Annotated in this window: 8 protein-coding genes; 7 read left to right on the top strand and 1 reads right to left on the bottom strand. The window is 64.1% G+C overall.

What is annotated here, in order from left to right:
* Positions 1-15 precede the first annotated feature (15 nt).
* The 5 genes from AC0CMF_RS06840 to AC0CMF_RS06820 all read left to right on the top strand — a co-directional run bounded on the left by AC0CMF_RS06840 (position 16) and on the right by AC0CMF_RS06820 (position 11,869).
* Positions 16-1,266, top strand: coding sequence for a lytic murein transglycosylase (locus tag AC0CMF_RS06840; RefSeq protein ID WP_374630091.1), 1,251 nt, complete (start codon positions 16-18; stop codon positions 1,264-1,266).
* Between the two features lie 31 nt (positions 1,267-1,297).
* Positions 1,298-1,969: a ParA family partition ATPase gene (gene parA / locus AC0CMF_RS06835; RefSeq protein ID WP_374630090.1), complete on the top strand. Its 672-nt coding sequence runs from the start codon at positions 1,298-1,300 to the stop codon at positions 1,967-1,969.
* Between the two features lie 246 nt (positions 1,970-2,215).
* The gene (locus AC0CMF_RS06830; protein WP_374630089.1) at positions 2,216-7,753 is read left to right on the top strand and encodes an MG2 domain-containing protein; all 5,538 of its coding nucleotides are present in this window, start codon (positions 2,216-2,218) and stop codon (positions 7,751-7,753) included.
* A 307-nt stretch (positions 7,754-8,060) separates the two neighbouring features.
* A complete protein-coding gene (gene pbpC / locus AC0CMF_RS06825) occupies positions 8,061-10,268 on the top strand; it encodes a penicillin-binding protein 1C (protein WP_374630088.1) in 2,208 nt (735 codons plus the stop codon).
* Positions 10,269-10,735: 467 nt separating this feature from the next.
* Positions 10,736-11,869, top strand: a complete 1,134-nt coding sequence (locus tag AC0CMF_RS06820) for a porin (protein ID WP_374630087.1) — start codon at positions 10,736-10,738, stop codon at positions 11,867-11,869.
* A 317-nt stretch (positions 11,870-12,186) separates the two neighbouring features.
* Here the strand turns inward: AC0CMF_RS06820 and AC0CMF_RS06815 are convergent, their stop codons facing one another.
* Positions 12,187-13,068 carry an alpha/beta fold hydrolase gene (locus AC0CMF_RS06815; RefSeq protein ID WP_374630086.1) on the bottom strand — a complete coding sequence of 294 codons (882 nt, stop codon included), beginning with the start codon at positions 13,066-13,068 and terminating at the stop codon, positions 12,187-12,189.
* Positions 13,069-13,294: 226 nt separating this feature from the next.
* On the opposite strand from AC0CMF_RS06815, the gene dapA reads away from it, so the two are divergent.
* Positions 13,295-14,173 carry a 4-hydroxy-tetrahydrodipicolinate synthase gene (gene dapA, locus AC0CMF_RS06810; protein WP_374630085.1) on the top strand — a complete coding sequence of 293 codons (879 nt, stop codon included), beginning with the start codon at positions 13,295-13,297 and terminating at the stop codon, positions 14,171-14,173.
* Positions 14,174-14,451: 278 nt separating this feature from the next.
* Positions 14,452-14,928: an SsrA-binding protein SmpB gene (smpB, locus tag AC0CMF_RS06805; protein WP_055455546.1), complete on the top strand. Its 477-nt coding sequence runs from the start codon at positions 14,452-14,454 to the stop codon at positions 14,926-14,928.
* The last annotated feature ends 244 nt before the right edge of the window (positions 14,929-15,172 follow it).

Below are 15,172 nucleotides of genomic sequence, written 5' to 3'. Positions count from 1 at the left end.
CGTCAGGCGAGGAGAATGACGGTGCGGCTGAGGCAGGTTCTGGCGGGTGAGTTTCTGAAAAGCGGATTTCTGGCGGGGACAGGGCGTGCGGCCTGCGGCGCCGTTGCGGCTGCGATGCTCGGCGGCTTTGCCGGCATGGGCGAAGCCCGCGCGCTCGGCAGCTGTCTGGAGCGGCTGAAGAGTGATGCAGTGGCAGCCGGCGTGCGCCCCGAGATCGCCTCCCGCATGCTCGACGGAGCCAAGACGGACGAGCGCGTCCTGCGCTTCTCCACCAGCCAGCCGGAATATGAAACGCCGATCTGGGACTATATGGCGACCCTGGTGGATGAAGAGCGCATCCGCGACGGCAAGGCCCTGCTGCTGCAGCACAAGACGGTGCTGGCTGCCGTTGAAAAGGCCTATGGCGTCGAGGCGCATGTGGTCGTCGCCGTCTGGGGCATCGAGAGCGACTTCGGCAAGTCCATGGGCGATTTCTACACGCCTCACGCCCTGGCGAACCTTGCCTGTGCCGGCAGCCGCCGCTCCAAATATTTCCGCGACGAGCTGATCAAGACACTGCAGATTGCCAGCCGGGGTGATGTGCCGCCGGAGAAATTCATCGGCTCCTGGGCCGGGGCCTTCGGCCAGACCCAGTTCATGCCCACCACCTATATCCGCCTTGCCGTGGATTTTGACGGCGATGGCCGCAAGGATCTGGTCGGCACCACCGCCGATGCGCTGGCGTCCACCGCCAATTTTCTCAAGGATGCGGGCTGGCAGCAGGGACGGCCCTGGGGCTATGAGGTGCGCCTGCCGAAGGACTACAAGGGACCCGTTGGCCGCCGGGAAAAGGCGAGCCTCGACAACTGGGCCCGGCGCGGCATCCGCCGCCTCGATGGCAAGCCCCTGTCAGGCAGCACGGAGGCGGGGCTGATCCGGCCCGCGGGTGCCAATGGCCCGGCCTTCCTCGTCACCCGCAACTTCGATGCGCTGTTCTCCTACAACGCCTCGCAATCCTATGGCCTTGCGATTGCGCTTTTGTCGCAGCTGATTTCGAGTGGAGAGCCTTTTGCGGCAGCCTGGCCAACGGATGATCCCGGTCTTTCACGGGCCAAGCGTTTGGAATTGCAGAAGCTTCTGGCGCGCGGCGGGTTCTATGACGGCGAAGTTGACGGCCGCGTCGGTCCGGCAACCCGTGAGAGCATCAAGAAAGCGGAACAAAACTTTGGCTTGCCTGTAACGGGCAGACCGGGTTACCGCATCTATCAGGCGCTTGGCGGCCAGTAGGCTGCTGCAGATTGCTTGCGCGGGGGCAGGAATGACGGGACATATTCTGACAGTCGCCCAGCAGAAGGGTGGATCGGGCAAGACCACCCTGACCGCGCATGTGGCATCCGGGTTCCTGAACGGCATCGTGACGGGACTGCCCAAGGGGCTGAGGGTCGCCATTCTGGATGTGGACCCGCAGGGCTCGCTCGGCACCTGGTATGAAGCGCGTGAGCGCAAGCTGGGTGAGGAGACGACCGGCATCACCCTGCGCACCGCCAGCGGCTGGGGTGCGCGGCGTGAGGCCAAGGCGCTCGCCCGCGACCATGATTTCGTCATCATCGACACGCCGCCGAAGACGGATGTGGACGCAAGGCCGGCCATTGATGCGGCCGAACTGGTGCTTGTGCCGGTGCAGCCGACCCCGGTGGACCTGTGGGCCACGGGCCAGACCTTTCAGATGGCAAAGCGCGAGGATACGCCTGCCTTCCTGATCCTCAACCGGGTGCCGCCGCGTGCGGCCCTGACGGTGGATGTGGAAGAAGCCATCCGGGCGCAGGGGCTGGAGCGGCTGGCGCCGATGCTCGGCAACCGCACCGGTTTTGCCGCTTCCATGGGCGAGGGGCTGACCGTGTTCGAGACCGATCCGCGCGGCAAGGCGGCGGCGGAAGCTGACAGCCTGATGCAGGCCATCGCTGCGCTGCTTGGTCCGAAGGCCGAATAACGGACGGACCCGTTCAGCCGGGCTCTTCGAGTGTCTCGCATCAGCCATGCCATCGCCCAAAATGTGATCTGCATCGCTTGACGCGGAGGGTGTCCTGCCGCGATGCTCCCGATGGATTTTTTGAGGTCATTTTGCCCCGCCTGGGGCGTCTGAGGTTTTGCTGTGCCGGCAGGTTTTGGCCGGCAGGCAATGTTGCGGCGGTTCGAACGGCCTGAAACCGTCAGAAACCGCCCGGGAGGCACTATCATGCGGATTTTGAAGCGGATGTTCACGCCGGAGGGATGGAGCGCGGCTCCGGTTCCGGCCTTCGTGCGGCACGGCTTCGCGGCCCTTCTGGCGGCATCGGTGATTCTGCCGCTGGCCGGAGTGGCCCCGGCGGCAGCCCAGCAGAAGCGTATCGTGCAGGTGCCCAATGCCGATTACTTCGGCGGCGACTACCGCACGGTCAAGGATGTGGACATCGCCACCTGCGAAAGTGCCTGCCTTGATGACCGCCAGTGCAAGGCCTTCACCTACAACACCTCCGCCCGCTGGTGCTTCCTGAAGAATGCACAGGGCGAGCTTCAGGCCTTCAACGGTGCCATTGCCGGCCGTGTGGTCGAGGTCCGGGCCTCTTCCACGGCCACCATCGCCGAGCGGCGGGCCGAGCTGAGCTTCGTTTCCAACTACTACATGGAAGAAGCCCAGCGTTATGCCTCGCAGGTGACGCGGACCAGCACGCCGGCCAGCACCCCTGTCGAGACCCAGTTGCAGCAGGCCGAACAGGACCTGTTGATGAGCTCCTATACGCAGGCGCAGGCGGCCTTCAGCTCGCTTCTGGCCGTGGATACGGCCAACAGTGCCGCATGGACCGGCCTGTCTCTGGCGCAGGTCAACCAGCAGCCGGACGACTGGGAGCAGCGCATGGCCCTGCGCCGCAACAGCATTTCGGCAGCGGTCAATGGTTACCTCAACGCCGCTGACAGCGGCCAGCAGGGCGCCGCGCTTGACGCGCTGTCAAAAGCCTTTGCCCTGTCGCAGGAGTGGAAACCGGCGATCCGCAGCCTGCGCAAGGCGCGCGATCTCAATCCGTCCGATCCGTCCCTGACACAGCGCTATGAAAAGATGGTCGCGGACCACGGCTTCCGCATTCTCGATCACCGGGTGGACGCGGATGCGGCCGAACCGCGTATCTGCGTCATCTTTTCCGATGAGCTGGAAAAGAACAGGGATTTCTCTGACTTCGTGAAAGTGCAGGGCGGCAACGGTACGGCGGTCACCTCCGAAGGCTCGCAGCTTTGCGTCACCGGTGTGCGCCATGGCCAGCGCTATGACATGCAACTGCGCGCCGGTGTGCCCGCCAACGATGGCGAAAAGCTGGAGAGGACTGCCAATCTGACGCTTTACATCCGCGACCGCGCGCCGTCCGTCCACTTCCTCGGCCGGGCCTATGTGCTGCCGAAGGGCAAGGACGCGACGATCCCGGTTGTTTCCGTCAACAGCAAGGAAGTGGCGCTGGAAATCTTCCGCGTCGGCGACCGCGGCCTTGTGGACGTGGTGCGCGACGAGCGTTTCATGCGCCAGCTGTCCTACTATGACAGCAACCAGCTTGAGGAACAGCTTGGCGAGAAGGTCTGGTCCGGCGTCGTGGAGACGGCCAGCCCGCTGAACGAGGACGTGACGACGGCGATCCCGCTCGAGGACATGGGCCTTGAGCTGAAGCCGGGCGTCTATGCCATGTCGGCCAAGTCGAAGCTCGACAAGACCGACGAGTGGAGCAGCAAGGCCACCCAGTGGTTCATTGTCTCCGAAATCGGCCTCAGCTCCTATTCGGGCACGGAAGGGGTGATTGCCTCGCTGCGCTCGCTCTCCGATGCCAAACCGATGGCAGGCGTGAAAGTGCGCCTCGTTGCCGTCAACAATGAGGTGCTGGGCGAGACCATCTCCGATGCCAACGGCCTTGCCAGTTTTGCGGCCGGCCTGTCGCGCGGCCGCGGCGGCCGGGCTCCGGCGCTGGTCGTTGCTGAAACAGAGCAGGGCGACTACTCCTTCCTCGACCTGCGCAAGCCGGCCTTCGATCTGTCCGACCGTGGGGTCGAGGGCCGTCCGGCTCCCGGGCCGCTGGATGTGTTCAGCTGGACCGACAAGGGCATTTACCGCTCGGGTGAGACGGTGCACGCCCAGGCGCTGCTGCGCACCGCCAAGGCCGATGCCCAGACGGATCTGCCGCTGACCTTCATCTTCATCCGCCCCGATGGCGTCGAATATTCCCGTACCGTGATCAATGACGGCGGTCTGGGCGGCTATCTTCAGGATCTGTCCCTGCCGGCCGGTGTGCAGCAGGGCTCCTGGACGCTGCGGGTTTATCTGGACCCCAAAGGCAACGCACTGGCCGAAAAGACCTTCCTCGTGGAGGACTATCAGCCGGAACGCGTAGACTACACGCTGAAAGCATCGGCCGATGCCCTGAGCCTTGCCCGGCCGGTGGACGTGACGGTGGAAGGGCGGTTCCTCTATGGCGCCCCGGCGGCCAACCAGACGCTTGAGGGCGAGATCATCGCTGCCCCGGTCCGCAACCTTGCGGGCTTCCCCGGCTATGTCTTCGGCCTTGCGGACGAGGGCATCTATCCGGAACGCGCCAGCCTGCCCGAAGGCCTTGCGACCGATGAAAATGGTGTGGTGACCTTCCCGCTCGCTCTGCCGCAACTGCAACCCACGTCGGGGCTCTACACCTCGACGCTGGTCACCCGTCTGGTGGAAACCGGCGGGCGCTATGTGGAGCGCAGCCTTGATCTGCCGGTTCTGCCCGGCGGTCCGCGTATCGGCGTGAAGCCGCTCTTCTCAGGCGGCGTCGATGAAGGCGGCCCGGCGGATTACGAGATCGTGCTCGTCGATGAAAACGGCAAGCAGATTGCAGGCAAGGGCATCACCTGGACCCTGTCGCGCATCGACCGCCGCTATCAGTGGTACCGCAGCGACGGCCAGTGGAACTTCGAACCGGTGACCTCCAGCGAACGGGTGTCCTCCGGCAAGATCGACATTCCCTCCGATGGTCCGGCGCGGCTCTCCCTGCCGGTGAACTGGGGTGAGTACAAGCTGGAAGTCTCGCTCGGCGGCAGTCAGCCGGCTGAGACCAGCGATACCTTCTCGGCCGGCTGGTACTCGGCCGGCGGCTCTTCCGATACGCCGGACCGGCTGGAAGTGGGCCTCGACAAGTCCGCCTACCGCCCCGGTGAAACGGCCATCCTGCGCCTGAAGCCGAAGACGGAAGGCGTTGCCGTGATCAACGTCTTTGGCGATGGCCTGCTGGAAACCAAAACCGTCGAGGTGGATGGTTCGGAAACCGAAGTCAGCCTGACGGTGACGGATGACTGGGGGGCAGGGGCCTATGTGACGGCGACCCTGCTGCGGCCGATGGACATCGACGCCAAGCGCATGCCCGCCCGCAGCATCGGCCTTGCCTGGGGCAAGGTGGAGCCGGGCGAGCGCAAGCTGGCGGTGGAGATCACCGCGCCGGACACCATGCGCCCGCGTCAGGAGCTGACCGCAACCCTGAAGCTTGCCAACCTGCCTGCTGGCGACAAGGCCTATGTGACGCTGGCTGCCGTGGATGTGGGCATCCTCAATCTCACGGGCTACAAGGCACCGGAGCCCAGCTCCTGGTACTTCGGCCAGCGCCGCCTCGGCATCGAGATCCGTGACCTTTACGGCCAGCTGATCGACCGCACGGCCGGCACACGCGGCACGGTGCGCTCCGGCGGTGACGGCGGCTCCGGCCTCAAGGCCCCGCCGCCCGACGAGGAGCCGGTGGCCCTGTTCTCCGGCATCGTTGAAGTCAGCGATGACGGCACGGCGGCTGTTACCTTCAACGTGCCGGACTTCAACGGAACCCTGAAGCTGATGGCCGTTGCCTGGTCCGCCAGTGGCGTGGGCGAAGCCAGCCGCGACGTGCAGGTGCGCGATCCGGTGGTGATGAGCACCAGCCTGCCGGCCTTCATGGCACCGGGCGACACCTCGCGCATCCTGATCGAGATCGACAATGTGGATGGTCCCGCCGGTTCCTATGAGCTGGTGACCAGCATCGATGGGCCGGTGGAGCTGGAAGACGGCCAGACCACCCGCACGCTGGACCTCGCCAAGGGCGGCAAGCTGGAACTGCGCCTGCCCGTAAAGGCCATGGAGGCGGTGGGTGATGCGGCCATTGATCTGGCCATGTCCGGGCCGGAAGGCACCACGGCGTCCAAGTCCCTTAAGCTGGGCGTGCGCGATACCCAGCCCTATTCCACCCAGACGGAGACGTTCGAACTGGGGGCAGGCGAGGAACTGGTGCTGGACAGCTCCACCCTCGATGGCTTCCATGCGGACACGGCATCCGTCAGCCTTGCCATCGGCGGCAAGGCGGATATTGACGTGCCCGGCCTTCTGGATGCGCTGGACCGCTATCCCTATGGCTGCACCGAGCAGACGACGAGTCGCGCCCTGCCGCTGCTGTATCTCAATGAGGTGGCGGCAGATGCCGGGCTCGGCACGGATCCGGAACTGCGTGAGCGGGTCGTCAACGCCATCGCCCGCGTGCTGGCGAACCAGAACTATTCCGGTTCCTTCGGCATGTGGAACAGCTATGGCGAAAGCGACACCTGGCTCGACGCCTATGTGACGGACTTCCTCGTGCGTGCCCGTGAAAAGGGCTATGACGTGCCGGATGTGGCCTATACCGCGGCGCTCGACAGCCTGCAGAACCGTGTCTCCTACGCCAATGACTTCTCGTCGGGCGGGGAGGGCATTGCCTATGCGCTTTATGTCCTGTCACGGACGGGCCGGGCCTCCATCGGCGACCTGCGCTACTATATGGATGTGAAGTTCGAGGACTTCTCGACCCCGCTGGCCAAGGCACAGGTCTCCGCCGCTCTCGCCCTTTACGGTGAACAGCAGCGCTCGGCCCGCGGCTTTGAAAAGGCTGCCGATGCCCTGCCGCTGGAGCGGGCCGGCATCTTCCGCGCGGACTATGGCTCGCCGGTGCGCGATGCTGCAGGCATTCTGACCTATATGTCGGAAGCCGGGCAGAGCAAGGCGAGCGGCCCGGTGGCGGACTTCATCGCCGCCAAGCAGGACGTGACCGCCTATAACTCCACCCAGGAAATGGCCTGGATGCTGATGGCTGCCCGTCAGGCGAATGAAGAGGCCCGCAAGGCCACCTTCACCGTGGACGGTCAGGAGCAGACGGACCGTCTGGGCTGGCGTTTCTCCGGCGAGGATGTCTCGGATGACGCTGTCACCTTCGTGAACACGAGCGGCAAGCCGCAGCGCGTCATGCTGACCGTGACCGGCCAGACAACCGAGCCGCTGCCGGAAGGTGGCGAGGGCTTTGCCATCTCCCGCAAGATCTATGATCTGGACGGGGCTGAGGTTGACCCCGCCGCTGTGCCCTACAACAGCCGCCTGGTGGTGGTGATCGAAGTGGAGCCGCTGACGGAAAACAACGGCCGGCTGATCGTGGTGGACCGGCTGCCCGGCGGCCTTGTCATCGACAATCCGCGCCTTGTCCGCTCCGGCGATCTGGGGGCGCTGTCCTGGCTCAACACCATCGACATGCCCGACCATGTGGAGTTCCGTCAGGACCGCTTCGTGGTCTCCGTCGACCAGCGCCGCTTTGGCGATCCGGTGCTGACCTTCGCCTATCTGGCGCGGGCGGTGACCCCGGGCTCCTATGCCCATCCGCCCGCCACGGTGGAGGACATGTATGTCACCAGCCGCTACGGCGTGACGGCCACAAGCCGGTTCGAGATCCTCGGGCCGGTGCGCTGAGCGGAGGAGGGGAGGCCCCCTCTCTTCCCTGCTGAAACGGCACTGTTCACTTTGGACACACGGAGAAGGATTGGGCCTTCGTTTTGCCGCAGCGCCCTTCTCCCCCCTTGAGGGGGAGATGTCAGCGCAAGCTGACAGAGGGGGGTAGCTGCGCCTCAATACGGCAGGCCCCCTCTTACAACCGGACAGGCTGCATACCCCCCTCTGCCCCCTGCCGGGGGCATCTCCCCCTCAAGGGGGGAGAGGAGCTGGAGCCTGACTGGCAGTCTGTTGTAAACACTGCCTGCTGAAACGGGATGAGCCAGTCATGACCGATGGCGAAGACAAGCTGGTTCAATCATCTGAACTTTCCGGGCGGGAGGCCTCCTGCCCGGACAATAAACCACCGCGCTGGCGCTTCAGGCGCCGCCGCTTCTGGCTAACGGGCTGCGTTGCCGGGCTGGTTCTTGCCGCTGCCGGGGCAGGGGCCTTGCGCGTGGCGCTCGATGTGGCGGCGGTGCCCTCTGCCCGCAAATATGATGACCTGTCCGTTTCCCGGACAGTGCTCGACCGCAATGGCGATCTGCTGCGCGCTTTCACCGCCTCTGACGAGCGCTGGCGCCTGCCGGTGGACGTCACCGCCGTTGATCCTCTTTATATACGGATGCTCATCGCCTTCGAGGACCGGCGCTTCCGGGACCATGGTGGTGTTGATCCTCTGGCGCTGGCCCGCTCCCTCGGCCAGATGCTGATGGCGGGGCGCATCATCTCCGGTGGGTCCACCCTCACCATGCAGACTGCGCGTCTTGCCCGCGAGGCGGACACGCGCAGCCTGTCCGGCAAATATCAGCAGATGGTGGCCGCACTGGCCATGGAGCGGGATCTGTCCAAGGACGAGATCCTGCGGCTTTATCTTCTGCGCGCACCCTTCGGCGGTAATCTGGAAGGCGTGCGGGCGGCAAGCCTTGTCTGGTTCGGCAAGGAGCCGGGCCGTCTGACGCCGGCAGAGGCTGCTCTGCTCGTCGCCCTGCCGCAGGCGCCGGAAGCCCGCAGGCCGGACCGCTCGCCGGAGGCTGCCCGTGTGGCGCGGGACCGGGTGCTGGACAGGGCCGTAGAGGCCGGTGTTCTGGATGAAGAAGAAGCAGAGGCCGCCAAGGGCGAATCTGTCCCTTCCGTCCGCCGTGCCATGCCGATGATCGCCCCGCACCTGACCCGCCAGGTGGTGAGCGCCAATCCGCAGGCTCTGGAGCAGCGCCTGACCCTTGACCGCAATCTGCAGCAGTCGCTCGAAGCCCTGCTGGCCTCGAAAGTGCGGGGCGGCAATTCCCGTCTTTCCGCTGCGGCCCTTGTGGCCGATCACACCACGGGCGAGATTCTGGCCTGGGTTGGCTCGCCCGGCCTTGAGGAAGAAAGCCGTCAGGGGCACGTGGACATGGTCACCGCCGTGCGCTCTCCCGGCTCGGCGCTGAAGCCCTTCATCTATGGGCTTGCCTTTGAGGAGGGGGTTGCGCACCCGGAAAGCTACATTGAGGACCGGCCCGTCCGCATTGGCGGCTACACGCCGACAAACTTTGACATGTCCTTTCAAGGCACCGTGACCGTGCGCGAGGCCTTGCAGCTCTCGCTCAATATTCCTGCTGTCCGGCTGCTGGATGCGGTGGGGCCTGCCCAGCTGACTGCGCGTATGCGCCGCGCGGGCGTCGAGCCGGTTCTGCCCTCAGGTGTTGCGCCGGGGCTGGCCATTGGTCTTGGCGGCGTCGGCCTCAGCCTCAAGGATCTTGCAACGCTCTATGCGGACCTTGCCAACGGCGGCACGGCAATGCCGCTGCGCTTCGACATGAAGGCAAGCGCCCGACCGTCTTCCCTGCCGCTGCTGGAGCCTGCGGCGGCCTGGTATGTGGGCGATGTTCTTCTCGGCGTGCCGCGGCCCGATTCGAGCGGTGAGGGCGAAATCGCCTTCAAGACCGGCACGGCCTATGGCTACCGGGATGCGGTGGCGGCCGGATTCGATGGCCGGCACGTGGTGGCCGTCTGGACCGGGCGGCCGGACGGCACGCCGGTGCCGGGCATGACCGGCATCAATTCTGCCGCACCGATTCTCTTTGAGGCGTTCCAGCGGCTGGGAGCCAAGCGCATTCCCCTGCCGCAGCCGCCTGCTGGCGTGCTGCAGAGCGCCAATGCCGGATTGCCGCTGCCGCTGAAGGAAGCGCGTGTCCGTTCGCTCGACAGCGGAGGGCCCGTTGCAGCTCAGTCTGGCGGGACACAGTCTGTTCAGAAGAGCGCAGCGCTGCGAATCGCCTATCCGCCCGATGGCGCAGAGGTCGAACTTGGCCTTGCATCGGACCGGAATGCGGCGCTGGTGGTGAAACTTCAGGGCGGCCGCGGGCCCTATGCCTGGTTTGCCAACGGGCGCCCCGTCGGAACCGGCCAGTTCATGACCAGCCTTGCCTGGGCGCCCGATGGTCCGGGCGATTCTGTCATTACGATCGTGGATGCGGATGGCCGCAGCGACCGGATCAGCGTCCGCCTGCACTGAACGGAACGGATTTAGAGGGCCTGACCTGAGGCCGGGAACGGCGGAAATGCCCCGCTGTTGCCCTTCCGCCGCGCCGAATCCGGCGTGAGAGACACGCTTTCAACAGGCCCGCAGCGGCGGATTAACCAGAGAAGAAACGGATTCGTAAGGGTTTTTCCGCCCAGATCTGGCCGCACTGGTTACGGGATTCTTAAGATCACCCCCAAAGTCGTGACTTTCGTGCAACACCGCATTTTGAAAGCGGCTCCGGACCGGGGCTGGAGGGTGTTTCGAGGTTGAACGAAAAACGCGGATGGGTATGGTCACTGTGCGAGCGGCCTCCGGGTCGCACTGGATTGCCGTCCAAGGATCATACCTCCGGCCGGTGGCAATATCAGAACAATTCGCGGGGATCGGTGGAATTCGATTGTAGCCCAAGAGGGCGGCGGCGATGAACACCATTGATTGACTGATTTGGAGGTCAGAAAATGAACCTTAAGAGCATTCTGCTCGGCGCGGCTGCTGCCGCTGCTGCTGCCACCACCGCACAGGCCGCTGATCTGCCGGTCGCTCCGGAGCCGGTTGACTACGTTCGCGTTTGCGACGCTTTCGGCACGGGCTTCTTCTACATCCCGGGCACCGAGACCTGCCTCCGCGTTGGCGGCCGTATCCGCGCTGACTTCTACTTCAACGACTTCGGCGACAGCAACAACAGCTGGGATGACCGTACCGACGCTGGTACTTCGACCCGTGCTCGTGCCTACATCCGTCTGGATGCCCGCACCAACACCGAATACGGTCTGGTTCGCGCTTACATCGACACCTACTTCACCTCCGACTCGCTCGGCGGCACGTCGACCACGCTGGACAAGGCGTTCATCCAGTTCGGCAGCTTCACCTTCGGCCGCACTGCATCCTTCTTCGACTACTACACCGGTTCTGCGTTCAACCGCATGAGCCAGGTGTTCTCCGACAAGGGTTCCACCTGGGTTGCTGCTTACACCGCTGCTTTCGGCAACGGCATCAGCGCCACCCTGTCGGTTGAAGACGGCACCTACCGTCAGATCGGCACCGTTGGCCACCGCGCTCCGGACCTCGTTGCCAACCTGCGCGTCGACCAGGGCTGGGGTTCTGCCCAGCTGATGGGTGCTCTGCACGAAGCTCGCCTGGCCGCTACGTCGTCCAAGACCAAGGTCGGCTACGCCATCGGCGCTGGTGTGACCTTCAAGCTGCCGATGATCGCAGCCAAGGACTCCATCACCTTCCAGGCTCAGTACGCCGATGGTGCTACCAGCTACATGGGTAACGGCAACAGCACCTATGCTGATGCTGTGTTCGATGGCAGCTCCACCAAGACCACCAAGGGTTGGAGTGTTTCCGCCGGTGCAACCCACTACTGGACCTCGCAGTGGTCGACCAACCTCGACGCTTCTTACGGCAAGCTCGACCGTCCGTTCGGTCTGGCTGACGTGACGCAGTGGAACGTTGCTGGTAACCTCGTATGGGAGCCGGTCTCCGGTCTCATCTTCGGTGGCGAGCTCGAGTACCAGAACGTCGACATCAAGGGTGGTGCTTCCAAGGACTCCATCGTTGGCATGTTCCGCGTGCAGCGCACGTTCTAATCAGATCCTCTGGATTTGATGGAAACCCCGCAGCGAAAGCTGCGGGGTTTTTCTTTGTTCAAGATGCTGTGCGATTACAGCGGTCGTTTTGCCGTGGTCTCGTCCAGTCTCTGGCTGTGGCTGTGGCATGACTAAGACCAACTCTCGATGAGCTTAACTCATCGAGAGTTGGTCAAGCCCGTGCGGCACCTGAGCAGTTTCAAGGCGTGATGCATCAGCATCTCAGCGCCTTGGTATAAGCTCTGCCGGTCTAAGGAGCTGCCGGTCTTTCGTGGAGGCGGGCTTCAAGCGGAAGACTTCCTGCGGCAGCCGCCCGATCAACCGTCCACTCTTGCCCGCAGAAAGTCCTCTATCGCCCTCTGGCTGAGGCTGTCCCACAGGAGCGGCGCGTGGCCTTCGTCCGGGATGGTCAGGCTTGAGAGGTCCGGATGTGTGGCCGCCATCTCCTGCAGGGTCTCCTGCGTCAGCAAACGGGAATTGGCGCCGCGCAGCACGAGCACCGGCCTGTCCAGCAACGGGGCGAACAGGGGCCAGAGTTCGGGCCAGGGCGTATCGGCGGTGATGGCTTCCATCGGCTTGTCCAGCGCGGGGTCGTGGTCAAAGATGACGCCCTCTTGGGTTGCCCTTCCGGCCTGCCTCGCAAATTTCAGCCAGCCGGCATCGTCGATCTTCGGGAAATCGCGGACGAGAGCGCTCTTCAGTGTGGCTGCCACGTCCTCGAAGCTGGCATAGACCCGGCGCGCGGCAAAGCTGTCGCGGATTTCGAGGAGCGCGCCGAGCTCGATTCGCGGCCCGACATCGTTGAGGATCGCCGCGCAGAAGATCTCACGCGGGATTTGCGCTGCCATCATCATGGCATGCAACCCGCCGCGGGACGTGCCCAGCACCGCAAAGCGGGGCAGGGCGGCCTGAGCCAGAAACAGGGCAATGTCAGAGGCTTCTATGGGCAGGCTGTAGTTGGTCCAGTTCGGATCCCAGTCGCTTCGCCCGCGCCCGCGATAGTCGAGCGCATAGACCTTGCGGCCATTGGCGGCGAGAGCCTGCCCCACATCCGCAAAATCCCGGGTGTTGCGGCTGAGGCCCGGAAGGCAGATCAGCGGCACGGCGCCGGGCACTTCAACAGGCGGATGCCAGACGCATCCGGCCAGTCTCAACCCGTCGGCGGCCGTCCAGTGGAAGTCTTCTGCCGTGATGCTCATGATCTCTCCCCGGCTGCCCGGCCGCTTGCTGCCGGTTTGCAGCCACCATTTGCGGATGCCGCAGGAGCAGCAATGCTACCTTGCTGCAACAGGTGTGCAAGGCCTGTCCGCAAGCGCAATCTGATGCCGTCTAAGCCATTGCCGCAAGGCCACTTGCACATTATTGTGCCGGACCATTCCCGCCTGAAATCTGCGGGAAAACAAAGTCCAACAAGGAATTCTGAAAATGTTCAAGGGATCGATACCAGCGCTGATCACTCCGTTCCGGAATGGCGCGGTCGATGAGAAACGCTTTCAGGATTTTGTGGACTGGCAGATCAAAGAGGGCAGCTCCAGCCTCGTTCCGGTGGGCACCACGGGCGAAAGCCCGACGCTGACTCACGACGAGCACAAGCGCGTGATCGAACTCTGCATCGAGGTTACGGCTGGCCGCGTGCCGGTGATTGCCGGTGCCGGGTCCAACAACACCACCGAGGCGATCGATTTCGCCCGCCATGCGGAAAAGGCTGGTGCGGACGCCCTGCTGGTGGTGACGCCTTACTACAACAAGCCGAACCAGGCAGGCCTCAAGGCGCATTTCCGGGCGATTGATGATGCTGTGGGCATCCCCATCATCATGTACAATATCCCGGGCCGCTCGGTCATCGACATGACGCCGGAGACCATGGCAGAGCTGTTCAGCACCTGCCGCAACATCAAGGGTGTCAAGGACGCGACGGCGAACATGGCGCGCGTCACCCAGCAGCGCAAGACTTGCGGACCGGACTTCCTCCAGCTTTCGGGCGAGGATATCACGGCGCTCGGCTTCAACGCCCACGGCGGGCAGGGCTGCATCTCGGTGACGGCCAATGTGGCACCGAAGCTCTGTGCCGAGTTCCAGGCGGCAACGCTGCGCGGTGACTATGCCGCCGCGCTCGCCATTCAGGACCGGCTGGGCCCGCTCCACAACGCGCTCTTCATCGAGCCGAACCCGACGGGCGTGAAATATGCCCTGTCGCTCCTCGGCAAGATCGAGAACGAAGTCCGTCTGCCGCTTGTGCCGGTTTCGCCGGAAACGCAGGCCCAGATCCGCGATGCCATGGTGCACGCGGGCCTGATCAACTGAGATAGAGTGACCGGAAGGGCCTGCAATCGCCCTTCCGGTCTGATTTTCGGGAAATTCTCTCCGTAGTCATCCCGGACGCAGCGAAGCGGAGATCCGGGACCGGTGGGCCAAGGCGCATCGGCTATGACACTGGAGAAAAACAACTTGCCCTCCGGCTCACCGGTCCCGGCTCGTGCTGCGCTTGGCCGGGATGACGAAGGAGGGGCGGGTTGTGTTGATAAACTGACCGGAAGGGCCGGGATGTGGCCCTTCCGCGTCCATGCAGGGAAGATGTGATCATGGCGCCCAAGTCTGGCGGCCCCGCCCGGACGGTTGTTTCGGACAACAGGAAGGCGCGGTTCAACTACGAGATCGAGGACGTTCTGGAAGTCGGCATCGAGCTGCGCGGCACGGAAGTCAAAGCCCTGCGCGGTGGCAAGGCCAACATTCAGGAATCCTACGCGGCGGAGAAAGACGGTCAGATCTGGCTCTATAATTCCTATCTGCCGGAATACCTTCAGGCCAACCGCTTCAACCACGAGCCGCGCCGCCCGCGCCGCCTGCTGCTGCACAAGCGCCAGATCGCCAAGCTGGCAGCAGCCGTGGCCAAGGAAGGCAAGACGCTGGTGCCGCTGAAGATCTATTTCAACGAGCAGGGCCGCGCCAAGCTGGAACTCGCCCTTGCCCGCGGCAAGAAACTGCATGACAAGCGCGAAACCGAGAAGGCCCGCGACTGGGCCCGCGAAAAAGGCCGCCTGCTGAAGTCCGGCGGCTGACTTGCCGGACGTGTTGAAACCTTCCGGAAAACCCTGTGCCCAAGTCTGTTGACAGCTTGTGAAAGAGCTGTTGGCAGGCTGTGGATATGTTGTGGGTAAAACTCATATGCGGCACGTTCATGAGCAGACGCAAGACGCCGCCGCCTGTCACTGACCACACCGTATTCGTCATCCCATGACTTGATCATGGGATCCATGCCGTTCCGTTTCAGCTTGCACCTTGTGCCATTCCAGTGCGATGCGG

Source organism: Pannonibacter sp. CBAS1226, assembly GCF_055685825.1.
The sequence above is the reverse complement of the archived record's forward strand: the minus strand, read 5'-3'. Positions and strand labels throughout refer to the sequence as shown.

What these genes read in the sequence shown, in the direction of transcription:
- AC0CMF_RS06840 (WP_374630091.1), top strand. Translation starts at nt 16, where the DNA reads ATGACGGTGCGGCTGAGGCAGGTTCTGGCGGGTGAGTTTCTGAAAAGC.
- parA (WP_374630090.1), top strand. Translation starts at nt 1,298, where the DNA reads ATGACGGGACATATTCTGACAGTCGCCCAGCAGAAGGGTGGATCGGGC.
- AC0CMF_RS06830 (WP_374630089.1), top strand. Translation starts at nt 2,216, where the DNA reads ATGCGGATTTTGAAGCGGATGTTCACGCCGGAGGGATGGAGCGCGGCT.
- pbpC (WP_374630088.1), top strand. Translation starts at nt 8,061, where the DNA reads ATGACCGATGGCGAAGACAAGCTGGTTCAATCATCTGAACTTTCCGGG.
- AC0CMF_RS06820 (WP_374630087.1), top strand. Translation starts at nt 10,736, where the DNA reads ATGAACCTTAAGAGCATTCTGCTCGGCGCGGCTGCTGCCGCTGCTGCT.
- AC0CMF_RS06815 (WP_374630086.1), bottom strand. Translation starts at nt 13,068, where the DNA reads ATGAGCATCACGGCAGAAGACTTCCACTGGACGGCCGCCGACGGGTTG.
- dapA (WP_374630085.1), top strand. Translation starts at nt 13,295, where the DNA reads ATGTTCAAGGGATCGATACCAGCGCTGATCACTCCGTTCCGGAATGGC.
- smpB (WP_055455546.1), top strand. Translation starts at nt 14,452, where the DNA reads ATGGCGCCCAAGTCTGGCGGCCCCGCCCGGACGGTTGTTTCGGACAAC.